We start from the raw sequence: 15,455 nt of genomic DNA on the forward strand, positions 1-15,455 counted from the left end.
ATTGTTCGGTCGCTGTCGCATTCTGGCTATGGCCGGTACCGCCCTGTGGACAAACGGCCCCGGGGCGCGTGGGATGGCGGCAGGGCGTCCAACGAGGGGAGACGGTGCGGCATGCCGGAAGGACAGATGGCCTCCAGACCCGCACCGGAGCCGGCGGAGCCGCCGCCCGGGGCGGCTCCGCCGGCTCCGGACGCCGTACCGGACACCGACGGGGACCACCGGCCGCCGGCCCGCCCGCTGGACCCGATCGACCGCGCCATCCTGCGGATGCTCCAGCTGGACGGCCGCGCCTCGGTGCGGTCGGTGGCCGAGCGGGTGCACGTGTCGCGGGCGAACGCGTACGCCCGGATCAACCGGCTCGTCGAGGACGGGGTGATACGCGGCTTCGCGGCCCGGGTGGACCACGAGCGGGCCGGGCAGGGGGCCTCGGCGTACGTCGAGCTGAAGATCGTGCAGAACTCCTGGCGCACGGTGCGCGCCAAGCTCCGGGCGCTCCCGGGCGCCGCGCACATCGCGCTGGTCAGCGGCGACTTCGACGTCCTGCTGCTGGTCCACACCCCCGACAACCGGGCGCTGCGGGAGCTGGTGCTCACCCGCATCCAGTCGATCCCGGAGGTGCTGGGCACCCGCACGCTGCTGGTCTTCGAGGAGACCGACCTCGAACCGGAGCCCTGAGCGGACCCCGGGCCCTACTTCCGCAGGCCCTCGAAGGCGAGCCGGACGACGGTCTCGGTGATCCGCTCGCCGTCCGGGGAGTCCGAGGGGGCGTCCGGCTGGGGCCGGTACCACTCCACGACGGAGTTGATCATCCCGAAGATCAGCCGGGTGGCCAGCCGGGCGTCGAGGTCGGCCCGCAGGTCGCCCTCGGCGACGGCCTCCCGCAGCAGGGCCGCGACCCGGCGGTCGAACTCGCGGCGGCGCTCCAGCGCCCAGCGCTCGGTGCGGGTGTTGCCCCGCACCCGCAGCAGCAGCGTGACGTAGGGCAGCTCGGCCAGCAGCACCTCGGCGGTGCGGCGGATGACGTGCTCCAGCCGCTCGACCGCCCGGCCGCGGCGGGCCGCCGGCTCGTCCAGGACGGCGAAGAGGCCGTCGAGGGCGCGGGCGGTGGCCCGGCGCAGCAGTTCCTCCTTGCCGCGCACGTGGTGGTAGATGGAGGACTTCGATATGCCCGCGGCCCGGGAGAGGTGCTCCATCGAGGTGCCGTCGTAGCCGCGCTCGATGAAGACCTCCACGGCGACCGCGAGGAGCGACTCGGGCGTGTAGGTGTCGCGCCCGGACGGGCGGGGGGACCGCTTGGCGGCGGCCGGCTCGGCGGGAACGGCCTCGGCTGGCATGGCCCCGATGGTAGCCGCAGCCGCGCCGCTCCCCTTGCCCCGACCGATCGTTCGGTTGCAGTATCTCCCCATACCGCCGTACCGCCGCACTGGTCCGTCCGCCCGACGAGGAGTTGGTTCCGTTGACCGCAGCAGAGCTCGTGGAGAGGCACCGCCCGGTGCTGGACCGGGCACTGGAGGCGATCCGCACCCGGGAGTACTGGTCCCCGTACCCCGAGCACCCGAAGGCGTACGGCCCGGAGCACGGCACGCCGGACGCCGCCGCCGGGAAGGCCGCCTTCGAGGCGCTGCTCGGCCGCCGCTTCGAGCTGGACCAGCCCGGCACCGACGGCTGGGTGCCCGGCGAGGTCTCGCCGTACGGCATCGAGCTGGGCACCGAGTACCCGCACGCCGACCCGGACGTGCTGCTGCCGGCCATGCGCGCCGCGCTGCCCGCCTGGCGGGACGCCGGTCCCGGGGCGCGGGCGGCGGTCTGCCTGGAGATCCTCGCCCGGATCAACGCGCGCACCCACGAGTTCGCCCACGCGGTGATGCACACCAGCGGGCAGGCGTACCTGATGGCGCTCCAGGCCGGCGGCCCGCACGCCCAGGACCGCGGTCTGGAGGCGGTGGCGTACGCGTACGCCGAGCAGACCCGGCTGCCGGCGGCGGCCGGATGGACCAAGCCGCAGGGGAAGCGGGACCCGCTGCGGCTGCGCAAGGAGTTCACGGCGGTGCCGCGCGGCGTCGCGCTGCTGGTCGGCTGCAACACCTTCCCGACCTGGAACGGCTACCCGGGGCTGTTCGCCTCGCTGGCCACCGGCAACCCGGTGCTGGTCAAGCCGCATCCGCGCGCCGTGCTGCCGCTGGCGCTGACGGTGCGCGCCGCCCGGGAGGTCCTCGCCGAGGCGGGCTTCGACCCGAACCTGGTGGCGCTGGCCGCCGAGCGGGACGGCGAGGGCGTCGTGAAGGAGCTGGCCGTCCGCCCGGAGGTCCGGATCATCGACTACACCGGCTCCACGGCCTTCGGCGACTGGCTGGAGGCCAACGCCCGGCAGGCGGTGGTCTTCACCGAGAAGGCCGGGGTCAACACGGTGCTGGTCGACTCCACCGACGACTACCGCGGCATGCTGGACAACCTGGCCTTCTCGCTGTCCCTCTACAGCGGCCAGATGTGCACCACCCCGCAGAACCTGCTGGTCCCCAGGGGCGGCATCGACACCGACACCGGTCACCGCTCCTACGACGAGGTGGTCTCCGACCTGGCGGGCGCGGTGGACAAGCTGCTCGGCGACGACCGGCGGGCGGTGGCGCTGCTGGGCGCGATCGTCAACCCGGGGGTGCTGGAGCGGCTGGCGGGCGCCGCCGGGCCGGACGGGCCCGGGGAGCTCGCGCTGGTCTCCCGCGCGGTCACGCACCCGGAGTTCCCCGAGGCCACCGTCCGCACCCCGCTGATCGTGAAGCTGGACGGCGACCGGCCGGAGTCGGAACCGGTGCTGCTGGAGGAGTGCTTCGGCCCGGTGTCCTTCGCGGTGGCCGTGGACTCCACCGCGCGGGCGGTGGAGCTGCTGCGCCGCACCGTGCGGGAGCGGGGCGCGATGACGGTCGGCGCGTACACCACCTCGCCGCAGGTGGAGCGCCTGGTGACGGATGCCTGTCTGGAGGAGTGCGCCCAGCTCTCGCTGAACCTCACCGGCGGGGTGTACGTCAACCAGACCGCGGCGTTCTCCGACCTGCACGGCTCCGGCGGCAATCCGGCGGCCAACGCGGCGCTGTGCGACGCCGCCTTCGTGGCGGGCCGCTTCCGGACGGTGGAGGTGCGCCGGCCGGCGGTCTGAGGCCGGAGCCCGGGAGCCGGGGCCGGGGTCCGGAGCGGCGGCCCGCTCACTTCCGGGTGCGGGCGTAGTGCCGGGTGGCCTTGGCCCGGTTGCCGCAGGCCGCCATCGAGCACCAGCGGCGGCGGCGGTTCTGCGAGGTGTCGAAGAAGTGCAGGACGCAGTCCGGGTGCGCGCAGGCGCGGATCCGGGTCGGGTCCGTCCGCAGCAGCCGCAGGTAGTCGTCGGCGGCCAGCCAGGCGGCCAGCCGGGCGGGCCGGTCGGTCTCCACCTCGTCACGGGGTCCGCCGGGTGAGAGCACCCGGCGGACCCTTCCGTGTGCCAGGACGTCGTTGAGCGCGGCCCGCGCCTCCCCGGAGGGCTCGGCGGGGTCGGTGACGGCCGCCGCCAGCGCCTCGCGGGCCTGGCGTACGGCGGCGAGCGTCTCCTCGTCGGCCGTGCAGCGGGCGGCCAGTCCCGCCGACTCCAGCCAGACGGCCAGTCCGCCGGTGCCGGTGAGCAGGTCCCGCTCGGCGGCGCCCTCCCGCCAGCGGGTGTTCAGCAGGTCCAGCGAGAGCGGTTCGCCGATCAGGGGACGGGGGTCGGCACTGGGCATGCCCCCATCCTAGCCTTCTAACCCTTATGGCCACTTGTAACGGTTGACTCCTTCTCTCTCTAACCCTTACTGTCCAATTCAAGGGTTAGTCCGGATCGGCCGGACCCACCCGGGAAGAGGGGACCCGTATGTCGACCACCACCGCACCGGCCTCGCTGCGCACCGGCCACATCGGTCTGAACGTCACCGACCTGGACCGGTCCCGCGCCTTCTACCAGCGGATCTTCGGCTTCGAGCTGGCCCACGAGGGCCGCGACGGCGACCGCCGCTGGGCCTTCCTCGCCCGTGACGGGCAGCTCGTGGTCACCCTCTGGCAGCAGAGCGCGGGCCGCTTCGAGACGGCCCGGCCGGGCCTGCACCACCTGTCGTTCCAAGTGGAGACGGCCGAGGAGGTACGGGCCGCCGAGACCGCCCTGCGGGAACTGGGCGCCGACTTCGCCCACGACGGGGTCGTGCCGCACGGCGAGGGCGCCGCGTCCGGCGGGATCTTCTTCACCGACCCGGACGGCATCCGGCTGGAGATCTACTCGCCCGACGGCGCCGGCACCGCGCCCGCGCCCCACGGCACCGCACCCACCTGCGGCTTCTTCTGAGACCAGCGGACACCGGCCCGACGGACAGCAGACAGCAGGGAGACACCATGACGACCGGCACGGCACCCGGCAGCACGGCACCCGGCACGGGGGCGGCCGTCTACCATCCGGGCGAACGCGCCGTACAGCGGCGGGCGGGCGCCACCGAGGCGGCCGACCACGCGGGCCGGAGCGTCCGCGCCACGGTTCCGCCCGTCGCGGCGGCCTTCCTGGCCGAGCGCCGCATGGTCGTCCTGGGCGCGGCGGACACCGGGGGCCGGGTGTGGGCGACCGCGCTGACCGGCCCGCCCGGATTCGTACGGGCCGCCGGCGAGCAGGCCGTCGCCCTCCGGACCCGGCCGCGCCCCGGCGATCCGCTGGCGGAGCCGCTGGCCACCGGGCCGGTACGGGTCGGCGCCATCGCCGTCGAACCGGCCACCCGCCGCCGGATGCGGTTCAACGGCACCGCGCGCCCGGACGGCGCGGGCCTGCTGGTCACCACCGAGCAGGTCTACTCGAACTGCCCGAAGTACATCCAGCGCCGCACCGTCACCGGGGAGCGCGCCCCGGTGCCGGGCGGCGGCCCGCCCCCCGTCCGCGGCGACGCGCTCGACGAGCGGCAGCGGCGGCTGGTGACGGAGGCCGACACCTTCTTCGTCGCCACGGCGGCGGCGGACGGCTCGGCCGACGCCTCGCACCGGGGCGGCGAGCCGGGCTTCGTCCGGGTGCCGGGCCCGGACCGGCTGTGCTGGCCGGAGTACGCCGGCAACTCGATGTACATGACGCTGGGCAACCTGGCGCAGCGTCCGGCGGCCGGACTGCTCTTCCCCGACTGGTCCACCGGCGGTTTCCTCCAGCTCACCGGCGAGGCCCGGGTGGACTGGTCCGCCGGCCGCGCGGCGGCCGTGCCCGGCGCGCTGCGGATGGTGGACTTCACCGTCACCGGCGTGGTCGAGGTCCCGTACGGCGACGGGCCGTGCTGGAGCGCCCCGGAGTCCTCCCCGGCCAACCCGCCCGCCCGCTGAGCCGTCCCGGGTCAGCCGGGCGCGGCGTGCGTCCGTATCCAGGTGTGCATGGCGATGGCCGCCGCCGCGCCCGCGTTGATGGAGCGGGTGGAGCCGAACTGGGCGATGGAGCAGACCTTCTCGGCGTACTTCCAGGCGTCCCCGGTCAGTCCCGGCCCCTCCTGCCCGAAGAGCAGCACACAGCGGCGCGGCAGCCCGGTGGTCTCCAGCGGGACGGCACCGGGGAGGTTGTCGATGCCGACGATCGGCAGCCCCTCGGCGCGGGCCCAGTCGGCGAGGGCGGCCACGTCCGGGTGGTGGACGATGTGCTGGTAGCGGTCGGTGACCATCGCACCGCGCCGGTTCCAGCGGCGCCTGCCGACGATGTGGACCTTCGCGGCGAGGAAGGCGTTGGCGGTGCGGACGACGCTGCCGATGTTGAAGTCGTGGGTCCAGTTCTCGACCGCGACGTGGAAGTCGTGCCGCCGGGTGTCGAGGTCGGCGACGATCGCCTCGCGCCGCCAGTAGCGGTAGCGGTCGACGACGTTGCGCCGGTCGCCGCCCGCCAGCAGCTCCGGGTCGTACCGCTCGTCGTCCGGCCACGGCCGGGGGTGGGGGCCGACCCCCACCCCCGGACCGTGGCCCTCGTCGTACTGCAACGCTTCCGGTTCCGGTTCCGGCGCCGGGTCCCGTGTCTCGCCCTCGCTCACCCCACGAGGGTACGCGGGGTGTCCGCGCCGGATCCGGTGCCGCCGTCCGGCCCGGCGGGCTCCCCGGCCGCCCCGTCCCGTTCCCCCCGGCGCGGGAGGCGCCGCAGCCGCCGGGTGTTCCGCGCCGTCCGGGCGCCCAGCCACACCAGGAAGGCCGTCGGCAGGAAGACGGCGTCGGCGGCGATCATGGCGAGCGAGAAGAACGGCAGCCCCAGGACGACGGCGATGGAGGCGTGCTCCAGCATCATCACGGCGAGCAGCACGTTCTTCACCCGGCGGTTGAAGAGGGTGAAGGGGAAGGCGACCTGGACGATCACCGTGCCGTAGGTGATCAGCATGACCAGCACCCCGTTGGAGCCCAGCGCCTCGGAGAGGGCGGGCCAGGGGGTGAAGTAGTCCAGGTTCAGGGGGTAGTGGAGGGCGGTGCCGTCCTGCCAGCGCGATCCCTGGATCTTGTACCAGCCCGCGGTCGCGTAGACGAAGCAGACCTCGACCATGATCACCAGCAGGGCGGCGTTGTGGACCACGTTGGTGAGGACGTCCAGGAAGCGGCGGGCGTCCGTACGGCGGTCCCGGCCGCTCGGGCGGTCCTCCTCCTCCGGTGCCGGGCCGGCGGTGTCCGCCGACCCGGTGTCCGCCGCTTCGGACGGGTCCGCACCGGCCGCGTCGGACGCGGCGGGCCGGGGCCGCACGGCCCACCACAGCGCGTGCGCCAGCCACAGCGCCCACAGCACGGTCGCCCAGCCGAGGAAGGGCACCGGGCCGGTCCCGCCGAACCAGTCGAGCTCGCCGCGCACGGTGATCCCCAGCAGGACGGCGCCCAGCACCGACCACAGCGCCACACCGACCGGGTCGCCGCCCGGGCCGTCCGGCCCCGCCTCCGGCCGCCGGGCGCGGCGGCGGGCGTCGAGGGACCAGACCTGGCCGCAGCGGGTGAACACCAGGTAGATCGCCATCAGATGGATGACGTTGTCGCCGCCGTCGCCCATGAAGACGCTGCGGTTCTGCAGCGACAGCACCCCGAGCATGAACAGGACCGACATGGTCCGGGTGCGCCAGCCGACCAGCAGGGCGGCGCTGGAGAGCACCGCGACGGCGTAGACGATCTCGAACCAGACGGTGCTGTCGGACCACATCAGCGCCGTGAAGGCGTTGTTGGTCTCGAGCAGCCGGCGGCCCAGCTCCCAGCTCCACGGGCCGTCCGGACCGTACAGCTCGTGCCGGTTGGACCACTCGAACAGCAGGTAGGCCAGCCAGGTGAAGGCGAACCCGATGCGGACGACCGCGGTCTGGTACGGGCCCAGCGGCCGGGCGGTGATCTTCACGATGCCGCCGACCATCGCCCGGTCGGCCGCCTCGGCGGACCGCCGCAGCACGGTCCGGAGCGGCTCGGCGGACGACTCCGCGGACCGATCGGGGGACGACTCGGTGGACGGCTCGGGGGAGGACCGGCCGGTCCGGTCCCGGTCGGTTTCGGCCTGCTGCATCACTCGCCCCCCGGGACGTCCGTGCGGTCGACCGGCCACCAGGGCAGTTCCCGGTAGGTGGTCTCGGTGCTGGTGTTCTCGTCGCTCCAGGGCGGTGGCGCGACCGGGGTCGTCGCCGACCGCACCTGGACGCGGGTGACCTCGCCGCCGTTGAGCTCCGGTCCGAACCGCAGCATCACGATCCGCTTCAGGTACTCCTCGGAGAGCTCGCCGCGCACCCCGTTGGGCTGGTGCTGGTCGTCGTGCGAGCCGGTGAAGAAGTCCCAGGCCCGGCGGAGTTCGTTCTGGGCGGTGTGGCTGGGGACGGGGTTGCCGCGGATCTCCTCGACGTCCATGGCCGTCAGGTCCACCCAGCCGGTCGTCTCGGTGGCGCCGTCCGGCTTGCGCACCTCGGCCCGCGCGTGGACGGCGACGTTCTGCTGGAGGGGGTTGGGCGCGAACAGCTTCCAGTTCTGCTCGAACTCCGGGTAGACGTACTCCTCCACCACCTCGCCGTGCTGTCTGCTGAGCGTGTTCGACGGCGCGACGTGCAGGAAGACCATCACCAGATGGACGGCGACGAACACGCCGACGGCCCCCAGCGCGATCGCGACGGCGATCCTGGCCGGCGGCGGCAGCGCCATCACCCCCTGCCGGGACGCGTCCTCCCGGCCCTCCGGGGGCTCCCGGTCCCCCCGGCGCGGCTGTGCTGCTGGCTCCATGCCCTCCCCGATCCGAATGTCCGCGTGTCCGGCGCCCCGCGTGTGGTCTGTCCGTTCGCGGTCCCCGCGCCCCAGCACCGGCCGGCCGCGCCCCCGTGGGCGGCCCTACGAGACTAGCCACAGCCTTGACACCTTGGGGACCGCTCGACCACCATTGAACCGAACGACCGGTCGGTAGGTTCACGTCCAGGGCACCGCAGGCACACGGAACGAGGGAGCCGGACATGACGACGCTGCTGCCGGAAGCGGAGCGGGGCGGCGGGAACGGCAGAGACGGCAGGGACGCCGCGGCGTACGAGCGGGCCTTCGAGGCGGCCGTCGCCGCCGACGAGCGGATCGAGCCGCGCGACTGGATGCCCGACGCCTACCGCGCCACGCTGATCCGCCAGATCGCCCAGCACGCCCACTCCGAGATCATCGGCATGCAGCCGGAGGCCGGCTGGATCACCCGGGCGCCCTCCCTGCGCCGCAAGGCGATCCTGCTGGCCAAGGTGCAGGACGAGGCCGGGCACGGGCTGTATCTCTACGGCGCCGCCGAGACCCTCGGCGTCAGCCGCGAGGAGCTGCTCGACAAACTGCACTCCGGCCGCCAGAAGTACTCCTCGATCTTCAACTACCCCACTCTCACCTGGGCCGACGTCGGTGCCATCGGCTGGTTGGTGGACGGCGCCGCGATCACCAACCAGGTGCCGCTGTGCCGCTGCTCCTACGGGCCGTACGCCCGCGCCATGGTCCGGATCTGCAAGGAGGAGTCCTTCCACCAGCGCCAGGGGTACGAGCTGCTGCTCGCGCTCAGCCGCGGCACACCGGCCCAGCACGCGATGGCCCAGGACGCCGTGGACCGCTGGTGGTGGCCGTCGCTGATGATGTTCGGGCCGCCCGACGGCGAGTCCACGCACTCCGCCCGCTCGATGGCCTGGAAGGTCAAGCGGCACTCCAACGACGAGCTGCGCCAGCGCTTCGTGGACATCTGCGTCCCCCAGGCCGCCTCCCTCGGCCTGACCCTGCCCGACCCGGAGCTGCGCTGGAACGAGGAGCGCGGGCACCACGACTTCGGCCCGATCGACTGGGACGAGTTCCACCGGGTGCTGCGCGGCGAGGGTCCCTGCAACGAGCAGCGGCTGGGGCGGCGGCGCCGGGCCCACGAGGAGGGCGCCTGGGTGCGCGAGGCCGCGGCGGCGTACGCCCGCAGGCACGCGGGCGACCGCGACAGCGACCGTGCGGCGGAAGGCGGGACGGCATGAGCACCGGCGGTACGGGCGGCGGTACGGACGGCGCCGAGTGGCCCCTGTGGGAGGTCTTCGTACGCGACCGGCGCGGCCTGTCCCACACCCATGCCGGCAGCCTGCACGCCCCCGACGCCGAGCTGGCCCTGCGCAACGCGCGCGACCTGTACACCCGGCGCTCGGAGGGCGTCTCGATCTGGGTGGTGCCCTCGGCGGCGGTCACCGCCTCCTCGCCCGACGAGAAGGACCCGTTCTTCGCCCCCGCCGCCGACAAGCCGTACCGCCATCCCACCTTCTACACGGTCCCGGAGGGGGTGGAGCACCTGTGAGCGCGCCCCGGACGGACCCCCGAACCGCCGCGCTGGCCCTCGGCGACGACGCCCTGGTCCTCTCCCACCGGCTCGCCGAGTGGACCGGGCACGCGCCCGCGCTGGAGGAGGAGGTCGCCCTCGCCAACATCGCGCTGGACCTGCTCGGCCAGGCCCGCGTGCTGCTGACGATCGCGGGCGGCGGGGAGCGCACCGAGGACGAGCTGGCGTACCTGCGCGAGGAGCGGGAGTTCACCAACGTCCAGCTGGTGGAGCAGCCCAACGGCGACTTCGCGCACACCATCGCCCGCCAGCTGTACTTCTCCGTCTGGCAGGAGCTGCTGTACGAGCGGCTGGCCGCGGACTCCGGCGCCCCGGACGGGCTGGGCGCGCTGGCCGCCAAGGCGGTCAAGGAGACGGCCTACCACCGCGACCACGCCGAGCACTGGACGCTGCGCCTGGGCGACGGCACCGAGCTCAGCCGCGCGCGGATGCGCCGCGCGCTGGACGCCCTGTGGCGGTACACCGGCGAGCTGTTCCAGCCGGTGCCCGGTCTGACCGCGGACCTGGCGGGCCCGGTCGACCGGGAGGAGCTGCGCGCGGAGTGGACGCGGCGCGTCACCGCCGTGCTGGAGCGCGCCGGGCTCGCCCCGCCCGAAGGGCCGCAGGGCCTGGCCTGGGCCGCCGGCGCCGGACGGCAGGGCGTGCACACCGAACCGTTCGGGCGGATGCTCGCCGAGATGCAGCATCTGCACCGCAGCCACCTGGGAGCCTCCTGGTGACCGGGCACACCCCGGCCGGCGCCCGGGAGCGGGAAGCCGGGCTGTACGAGGTCGCGGGCGCCGTCCCGGATCCGGAGCTGCCGGTGCTGTCCCTGGCCGAGCTGGGGGTGCTGCGCGGGCTGCGGGTGACGGGGGAGGGCCGGGTGGAGGTCGAGCTGACCCCCACCTACACCGGCTGCCCGGCGATGGAGACCATGGCGGCCGACGTGGAGCGGGCACTGCGCGCGCACGGGGTGGCCGAGGTGACCGTCCGCACCGTCCTGGCGCCGCCCTGGACGACGGACGCGATCACCGCCGAGGGCCGCCGCAAGCTGGCCGCCGCCGGGATCGCCCCGCCCCGGCCGGGCCGGGGCGCCGACGGCTCCGGGGGCTCCGGGGGCCCGGTCGCGGTGGACCTGGCCGTCCGCTGCCCGCACTGCGGCTCCACCGACACCGTCCTGCTCAGCCGCTTCTCCTCCACCGCCTGCAAGGCGCTGCGCCGCTGCACCGCCTGCCGGGAGCCGTTCGACCACTTCAAGGAGCTGACGTGAGGTTCCATCCGCTCCGGGTCCGCGCGGTCGAACCGGTGGCGGAGGACGCGGTGGCCGTGACCTTCGAGGTGCCGCCCGGGCTGTACGAGGTCTTCCGCCACACTCCCGGCCAGCACGTCACCCTGCGGCGCACCGCCGACGGCGCGGGCGGTACGGGCGGCGCGGAGGTGCGCCGTACGTACTCGGTCTGCGCCCCGGCCGTACCGCCGCCCGCCGCGCCGGTGCTGCGGATCGGCGTCCGGCTGGTGGCGGGCGGCGCGTTCTCCGCCTACGCGGTCAAGGAGCTGGCCGCCGGGGACACCGTGGAGGTGTCGCCGCCCACCGGACGCTTCACCCTGCGCCCGCGCCCCGGACGCTTCGCGGCGGTCACCGGCGGCAGCGGGATCACCCCGGTGCTGTCCATGGCCGCCACCCTGCTCGCCGAGCGGCCGGACGCCCGGTTCCACCTGGTGCGCTGCGACCGCACGGCGGCGTCGGCGATGTTCCTGGACGAGGCCGCCGAGCTGAAGGACCGCCATCCGGACCGCTTCCAGCTCGTGCACCTCCTCTCCCGCGAGGAGCGGCGGACGGGCCCGCCCGCCGGGCGGCCCGACGCCGGCCGGCTGGCCGCGCTGCTGCCCGCCCTGCTGCCGGTGGCGGACGTGTCCGGCTGGTTCCTGTGCGGGCCGCTCGGACTGGTGCGCGCCGCCGAGCGCGCCCTGGCCGCGCTCGGCGTACCCGCCACCGCGGTCCACCAGGAGATCTTCCATGTGGACGAGCCGACGGACGGCACGGACGCCCGGCAGGCCGCTCCCGCTCACGACGCGCCCGGCGGCACGGAGCTCACCGCGGTGCTCGGCGGCCGGCGGGGCAGCTGGACCGCCGGGGCCGGCGAGACGCTCCTGGAGACCGTGCTGCGCCACCGCCCCGACGCCCCCTACGCCTGCCGGGGCGGGGTGTGCGGCACCTGCCGGGCGAGGCTGGTCTCCGGCGAGGTGCGGATGGACCGCCACTTCGCCCTGGAGCCGGAGGAGGTCTCGGCCGGTTATGTGCTGGCCTGCCAGTCGCACCCGGTGACCGGGGCCGTCGAGGTGGACTTCGACTCCTGAGGAGCGGCCGGGCCGCCCTGGGCGCCGGTGGGGACCACGGCCCCGGCGGACGCCCGGCACCCCGGTGAGCCGACCCCGCGAACGGCCCGCCCGTTCCGGCGAGCGACCGGGCCACCCGGGGAAGCCCGGGGCCGGCCGCGGCAGGGCGGGAGCCCGAGGCGCACCGCGCACGCCGGACGTACCGCACGCACGCCGCGCCGGAGGCGTCACACCACCTGGGCCGGCTCCCGCCCGTCGGCCACCAGCGGCCGTCCGGCCGCCGCCCAGGCCAGCATGCCGCCGTCGACGTTCACCGCGTCGATCCCCTGCCCCAGCAGGTACTGGGTGACCTGCGCGGACCGGCCGCCGACCCGGCAGACCACGTACACCTTCCGGTCCGCGGCCCGCTCCGCCACCTCGCCGAACCGCGCCACGAAGGCGCTCATCGGAACGTGTACGGCGCCCTCCGCGTGCCCGGCCACCCACTCGTCGTCCTCCCGGACGTCGAGCAGCAGCGCGTCGGACGGCACCGCCGCGGCGTCCACCTCCGGAATCCGGCCGTACGGCATCGGGTCACGCCCCTTCATTCGCGTTCACTCGCACTCGTTCACCCGCGCCCGTCGCTTGCCGTCCGCTCCGGCGGCTCCCCGGCGGCGCTCCCGTCCGGCCCGCCCGTCCCGTCCGGCTGTCCGGTCAGCTCCGCGAGCCGGGCCTCCTTCTCGGCGATCCTCGCACGCAGCCCCTCGGCGATCTCCGCCAGCAGCCCGTCCGGGTCGTCGTGGGCCAGTCTGAGCATGGCGCCTATCGCGCTCTCCTCCAGCTCCGCGGCGTGGCGGGCCAGCAGCTCCTTGCGGCGCGCCAGCCACTCCAGCCGCGCGTACAGCTCCTCGCCGCGCAGCACCGCACGCTCCGCCGGGTCGGGCGGGCCCGCCGCCCACTCCGCGGCCAGCTCCCCGAGCTGCGCCTCGTCCCCGTCGGCGTACGCCCGGTTGACCCGGACCATGAACTCCTCGCGCCGCTCGCGCTCGGCCTCGTCCCGCGTCAGGTCGGGGTGCGCGGTGCGGACCAGATCGCGGTACAGGCGCCGGACCCGCTCGCTGGGCCGCACCCGCTCCGGCGGCCGCACCCGCTGCCCGGTGAGCATCGCGGTGGCCTCCGGGGGCAGCCCGTCGGAGTCCATCCAGCCCTGGTAAAGCTCCTCCACGGCGGGCATCGGCAGCAGGGCGGCCCGCGCCTCCCGCGCCCGGCGCGCGTGCTCGGGGTCGCCGGTGCGCGCGGCCGTCGCCTCCGCGATCAGGACGTCCAGTTCCTCGATCCGGCCGTACAGCGGGCCGAGCCGCTGCTCGTGCAGCCGGGAGAAGTTCTCCACCTCCACCCGGAAGGTCTCCACGGCGATCTCGAACTCGATCAGCGCGGTCTCGGCCGAGCGGACGGCGCGCTCAAGACGTTCGACGCCCTCCTCCTGGGTGGCCTGGGTCTGCTGGGCTTCCGGTTTCACGGGCTTCCTCGCGGCCTCTGGTTACGCGTACGCGCCGGTCCACCGCGCCCCGGCCGGGGCTCCGGTACGGCGGGCAGCACCCCGCGGACGCCCGCTGGGAGGCATCCGGGAGGCGTGCTTCACCCGGCCACCCTACGGCGCCGGAGCCCGGTGCCGTCACCCCCCGGCCCCGCACCCGGCCCCCGTGCCTCACACGCCGTGCTCGGCCGCCAGCCGTCCGGCGCGCACCGCGGCCACCAGCTCCGCGTGGTCCTTCTCGGTGCGGTCCGCGTACGCCACGGCGAAGGCGGCCACCGCCTCCTCCAGCTCCTCCGACTTGCCGCAGTAGCCCGCCAGGACGCGCGGATCGGCGCTGTGCGCGTGCGCGCGGGCCAGCAGGGCGCCGGTCATCCGCCCGTAGTCGTCGAGCTCGTCGGGGGCCAGCGCCGCCGGGTCCACGCTGCCCTTGCGGTTGCGGAACTGCCGCACCTGGTAGGGGCGGCCCTCGACGGTCGTCCAGCCCAGCAGGGTGTCGGAGACCACCTGCATCCGCAGCTGCCCCAGCACCACCCGGCGCCCCTCGTGCACCGGCTCCGGCTCGGCGAACCCGGCCGCCGCCGCGTGCGGGCGCAGCACCGAAGGCCGGGCCTCCTTCACCTGGAGGACCAGGGGCTTGCCCCGGTGGTCCAGGAGCAGCACCACGTACGAGCGGGTGCCCACGCTGCCGGTGCCGACGACGCGGAACGCCACGTCGTGGATCGCGTACCGGGCCAGCAGCGGACGGCGGTCCTCGGGCAGGGTGTCCAGGTACTCCGCCAGCGAGGCGGCCACGGCCGCCGCCTCCGCGTCGGTCGCCCGGCGCAGCACCGGCGGGGCGTCCACGAAGGCCCGGCCGCCGTCCCCGGTCTCCCGGGTGGACCTGGCCGCGAAGCGGGCGCTGGTGTTGCGCCGCGCCTTGTCGGAGACCCGCCGCAGGGTGCCCAGCAGGTCGTGGGCGTCGGCGTGCGAGACGAGCTCCTCGTCGGCCACGGCGTTCCAGGCGTCCGCCGCGGACATCCTCGCCAGCAGCCGCACGGTGCGCCGGTACGCCCCGGCCGCGTCGTACGCCGCCGCCCGGCAGACGTCCTCGGCCGCCCCGGTCTCGCGGCCGGCCAGCACCAGGGAGGCCGCCAGCCGCTTGAGGTCCCACTCCCAGGGGCCGTGCGCGGTCTCGTCGAAGTCGTTGAGGTCGATGATCAGCCCGCCGCGGGCGTCGCCGTAGAGGCCGAAGTTCGCGGCGTGCGCGTCCCCGCAGAGCTGCGCGCCGATCCCGGTGGCGGGCGTGCCGTGCGCCAGGTCGTGCGCCATCAGCCCGGCCGAGCCGCGCAGGAAGGCGAAGGGGGTGGCGGCCATCCGCCCGACCCGGATCGGGACCAGTTCGCCGATCCGGCCCCGGTTGGACTCCTCGACGGCGGCCACCGCGTCCGGGCGGCCCGACGCCTCGGCGAAGTCCGCGTGCGCCCGCCTGGGCACCGCGTCCCGCAGGGCCCGGCCCGCAGCCTTGGGCGACACCTCGCTCCACCGGTCCGCGAAGCCCGGCACCCTCAGCAGCCGCTCGGCCACGGCACCCACCCCCCTGCGTACTGTCCCGCGCCCGGCAGCGCCGACGGATCACCACAGGAAGGTACCCGCCTACCGCTGCGCACGTCAGGCCCCGCGCGGCGGCCGCGTCACATCCGCGCCGCTCCCCACAGGTGAAACCCGTGAACCCCGCGCCCGCGCGGGCCGGCTGAACCGGCGGACCACACAGAACCGGGCGGGTCTCCCGCAGTGATCTTCATCACCGCGAGAGACCCGCCCGGCGTTCTC

At 75.1% G+C, this 15,455-nt stretch carries 17 protein-coding genes; 9 read left to right on the forward strand and 8 right to left on the reverse strand.

Annotation, left to right across the window (positions count from 1 at the left end; translation table 11 throughout):
- The first annotated feature begins 126 nt into the window (after positions 1-126).
- Complete coding sequence (locus tag V1L54_RS08590; protein WP_330117310.1) at positions 127-675, forward strand: Lrp/AsnC family transcriptional regulator; 549 nt, start codon at positions 127-129, stop codon at positions 673-675.
- A 14-nt stretch (positions 676-689) separates the two neighbouring features.
- On the opposite strand, the gene V1L54_RS08595 is transcribed toward V1L54_RS08590, so the two are convergent.
- Positions 690-1,334, reverse strand: a complete 645-nt coding sequence (locus V1L54_RS08595) for a TetR/AcrR family transcriptional regulator (RefSeq protein WP_330117311.1) — start codon at positions 1,332-1,334, stop codon at positions 690-692.
- Positions 1,335-1,456: 122 nt separating this feature from the next.
- Between V1L54_RS08595 and paaN the strand changes: the two genes are divergently transcribed.
- Positions 1,457-3,151 carry a phenylacetic acid degradation protein PaaN gene (gene paaN, locus V1L54_RS08600; protein WP_443076544.1) on the forward strand — a complete coding sequence of 565 codons (1,695 nt, stop codon included), beginning with the start codon at positions 1,457-1,459 and terminating at the stop codon, positions 3,149-3,151.
- A gap of 46 nt (positions 3,152-3,197) precedes the next feature.
- On the opposite strand, the gene V1L54_RS08605 is transcribed toward paaN, so the two are convergent.
- Positions 3,198-3,743, reverse strand: a complete 546-nt coding sequence (locus V1L54_RS08605; RefSeq protein ID WP_330117313.1) for a CGNR zinc finger domain-containing protein — start codon at positions 3,741-3,743, stop codon at positions 3,198-3,200.
- A gap of 128 nt (positions 3,744-3,871) precedes the next feature.
- Between V1L54_RS08605 and V1L54_RS08610 the strand changes: the two genes are divergently transcribed.
- A complete protein-coding gene (locus V1L54_RS08610) occupies positions 3,872-4,336 on the forward strand; it encodes a VOC family protein (RefSeq protein ID WP_330117314.1) in 465 nt (154 codons plus the stop codon).
- A 47-nt stretch (positions 4,337-4,383) separates the two neighbouring features.
- Complete coding sequence (locus V1L54_RS08615; protein ID WP_330117315.1) at positions 4,384-5,340, forward strand: pyridoxamine 5'-phosphate oxidase family protein; 957 nt, start codon at positions 4,384-4,386, stop codon at positions 5,338-5,340.
- Between the two features lie 11 nt (positions 5,341-5,351).
- Here the strand turns inward: V1L54_RS08615 and V1L54_RS08620 are convergent, their stop codons facing one another.
- From V1L54_RS08620 to V1L54_RS08630, 3 genes are read right to left on the reverse strand one after another with little or no spacing between them, the layout of a single operon-like run.
- Positions 5,352-6,029, reverse strand: a complete 678-nt coding sequence (locus tag V1L54_RS08620; protein WP_330117316.1) for a TrmH family RNA methyltransferase — start codon at positions 6,027-6,029, stop codon at positions 5,352-5,354.
- Positions 6,026-7,516: an HTTM domain-containing protein gene (locus V1L54_RS08625; protein WP_443076545.1), complete on the reverse strand. Its 1,491-nt coding sequence runs from the start codon at positions 7,514-7,516 to the stop codon at positions 6,026-6,028. Before V1L54_RS08625 ends, V1L54_RS08620 begins: the two co-directional genes overlap by 4 nt.
- On the reverse strand, positions 7,516-8,217 hold the full coding sequence (locus V1L54_RS08630) for a DUF5819 family protein (RefSeq protein WP_330117317.1): 702 nt from the start codon (positions 8,215-8,217) through the stop codon (positions 7,516-7,518). The genes V1L54_RS08625 and V1L54_RS08630 overlap by 1 nt, the downstream gene beginning before the upstream one ends.
- A gap of 224 nt (positions 8,218-8,441) precedes the next feature.
- On the opposite strand from V1L54_RS08630, the gene paaA reads away from it, so the two are divergent.
- From paaA to V1L54_RS08655, 5 genes are read left to right on the forward strand one after another with little or no spacing between them, the layout of a single operon-like run.
- The gene (paaA, locus tag V1L54_RS08635; RefSeq protein ID WP_330117318.1) at positions 8,442-9,461 is read left to right on the forward strand and encodes a 1,2-phenylacetyl-CoA epoxidase subunit PaaA; all 1,020 of its coding nucleotides are present in this window, start codon (positions 8,442-8,444) and stop codon (positions 9,459-9,461) included.
- The gene (gene paaB, locus V1L54_RS08640) at positions 9,458-9,772 is read left to right on the forward strand and encodes a 1,2-phenylacetyl-CoA epoxidase subunit PaaB (protein WP_330117319.1); all 315 of its coding nucleotides are present in this window, start codon (positions 9,458-9,460) and stop codon (positions 9,770-9,772) included. Before paaA ends, paaB begins: the two co-directional genes overlap by 4 nt.
- A complete protein-coding gene (paaC, locus tag V1L54_RS08645; RefSeq protein ID WP_330117320.1) occupies positions 9,769-10,533 on the forward strand; it encodes a 1,2-phenylacetyl-CoA epoxidase subunit PaaC in 765 nt (254 codons plus the stop codon). Before paaB ends, paaC begins: the two co-directional genes overlap by 4 nt.
- Positions 10,527-11,063, forward strand: coding sequence for a 1,2-phenylacetyl-CoA epoxidase subunit PaaD (gene paaD / locus V1L54_RS08650; protein WP_443076560.1), 537 nt, complete (start codon positions 10,527-10,529; stop codon positions 11,061-11,063). Before paaC ends, paaD begins: the two co-directional genes overlap by 7 nt.
- Complete coding sequence (locus V1L54_RS08655; protein WP_330117322.1) at positions 11,060-12,151, forward strand: 2Fe-2S iron-sulfur cluster-binding protein; 1,092 nt, start codon at positions 11,060-11,062, stop codon at positions 12,149-12,151. Before paaD ends, V1L54_RS08655 begins: the two co-directional genes overlap by 4 nt.
- Before the next feature lie 206 nt (positions 12,152-12,357).
- Here V1L54_RS08655 and V1L54_RS08660 read toward each other — a convergent pair whose 3' ends face one another.
- From V1L54_RS08660 to V1L54_RS08670, 3 genes are all read right to left on the reverse strand, one after another.
- Positions 12,358-12,699: a rhodanese-like domain-containing protein gene (locus tag V1L54_RS08660; RefSeq protein ID WP_330117522.1), complete on the reverse strand. Its 342-nt coding sequence runs from the start codon at positions 12,697-12,699 to the stop codon at positions 12,358-12,360.
- A gap of 38 nt (positions 12,700-12,737) precedes the next feature.
- Positions 12,738-13,628, reverse strand: coding sequence for a hypothetical protein (locus V1L54_RS08665; protein WP_330117323.1), 891 nt, complete (start codon positions 13,626-13,628; stop codon positions 12,738-12,740).
- Positions 13,629-13,817: 189 nt separating this feature from the next.
- Positions 13,818-15,209: a DUF2252 domain-containing protein gene (locus V1L54_RS08670; protein WP_330117324.1), complete on the reverse strand. Its 1,392-nt coding sequence runs from the start codon at positions 15,207-15,209 to the stop codon at positions 13,818-13,820.
- Positions 15,210-15,455: the final 246 nt, after the last annotated feature.

The organism is Streptomyces rubellus, assembly GCF_036323805.1.
GTDB lineage: Bacteria > Actinomycetota > Actinomycetes > Streptomycetales > Streptomycetaceae > Streptomyces.

What these genes read in the sequence shown, in the direction of transcription:
- V1L54_RS08605 (WP_330117313.1), bottom strand. Translation starts at nt 3,743, where the DNA reads ATGCCCAGTGCCGACCCCCGTCCCCTGATCGGCGAACCGCTCTCGCTG.
- paaB (WP_330117319.1), top strand. Translation starts at nt 9,458, where the DNA reads ATGAGCACCGGCGGTACGGGCGGCGGTACGGACGGCGCCGAGTGGCCC.
- V1L54_RS08625 (WP_443076545.1), bottom strand. Translation starts at nt 7,516, where the DNA reads ATGCAGCAGGCCGAAACCGACCGGGACCGGACCGGCCGGTCCTCCCCC.
- V1L54_RS08630 (WP_330117317.1), bottom strand. Translation starts at nt 8,217, where the DNA reads ATGGAGCCAGCAGCACAGCCGCGCCGGGGGGACCGGGAGCCCCCGGAG.
- V1L54_RS08590 (WP_330117310.1), top strand. Translation starts at nt 127, where the DNA reads ATGGCCTCCAGACCCGCACCGGAGCCGGCGGAGCCGCCGCCCGGGGCG.
- paaA (WP_330117318.1), top strand. Translation starts at nt 8,442, where the DNA reads ATGACGACGCTGCTGCCGGAAGCGGAGCGGGGCGGCGGGAACGGCAGA.
- V1L54_RS08615 (WP_330117315.1), top strand. Translation starts at nt 4,384, where the DNA reads ATGACGACCGGCACGGCACCCGGCAGCACGGCACCCGGCACGGGGGCG.
- V1L54_RS08610 (WP_330117314.1), top strand. Translation starts at nt 3,872, where the DNA reads ATGTCGACCACCACCGCACCGGCCTCGCTGCGCACCGGCCACATCGGT.
- V1L54_RS08660 (WP_330117522.1), bottom strand. Translation starts at nt 12,699, where the DNA reads ATGCCGTACGGCCGGATTCCGGAGGTGGACGCCGCGGCGGTGCCGTCC.
- V1L54_RS08595 (WP_330117311.1), bottom strand. Translation starts at nt 1,334, where the DNA reads ATGCCAGCCGAGGCCGTTCCCGCCGAGCCGGCCGCCGCCAAGCGGTCC.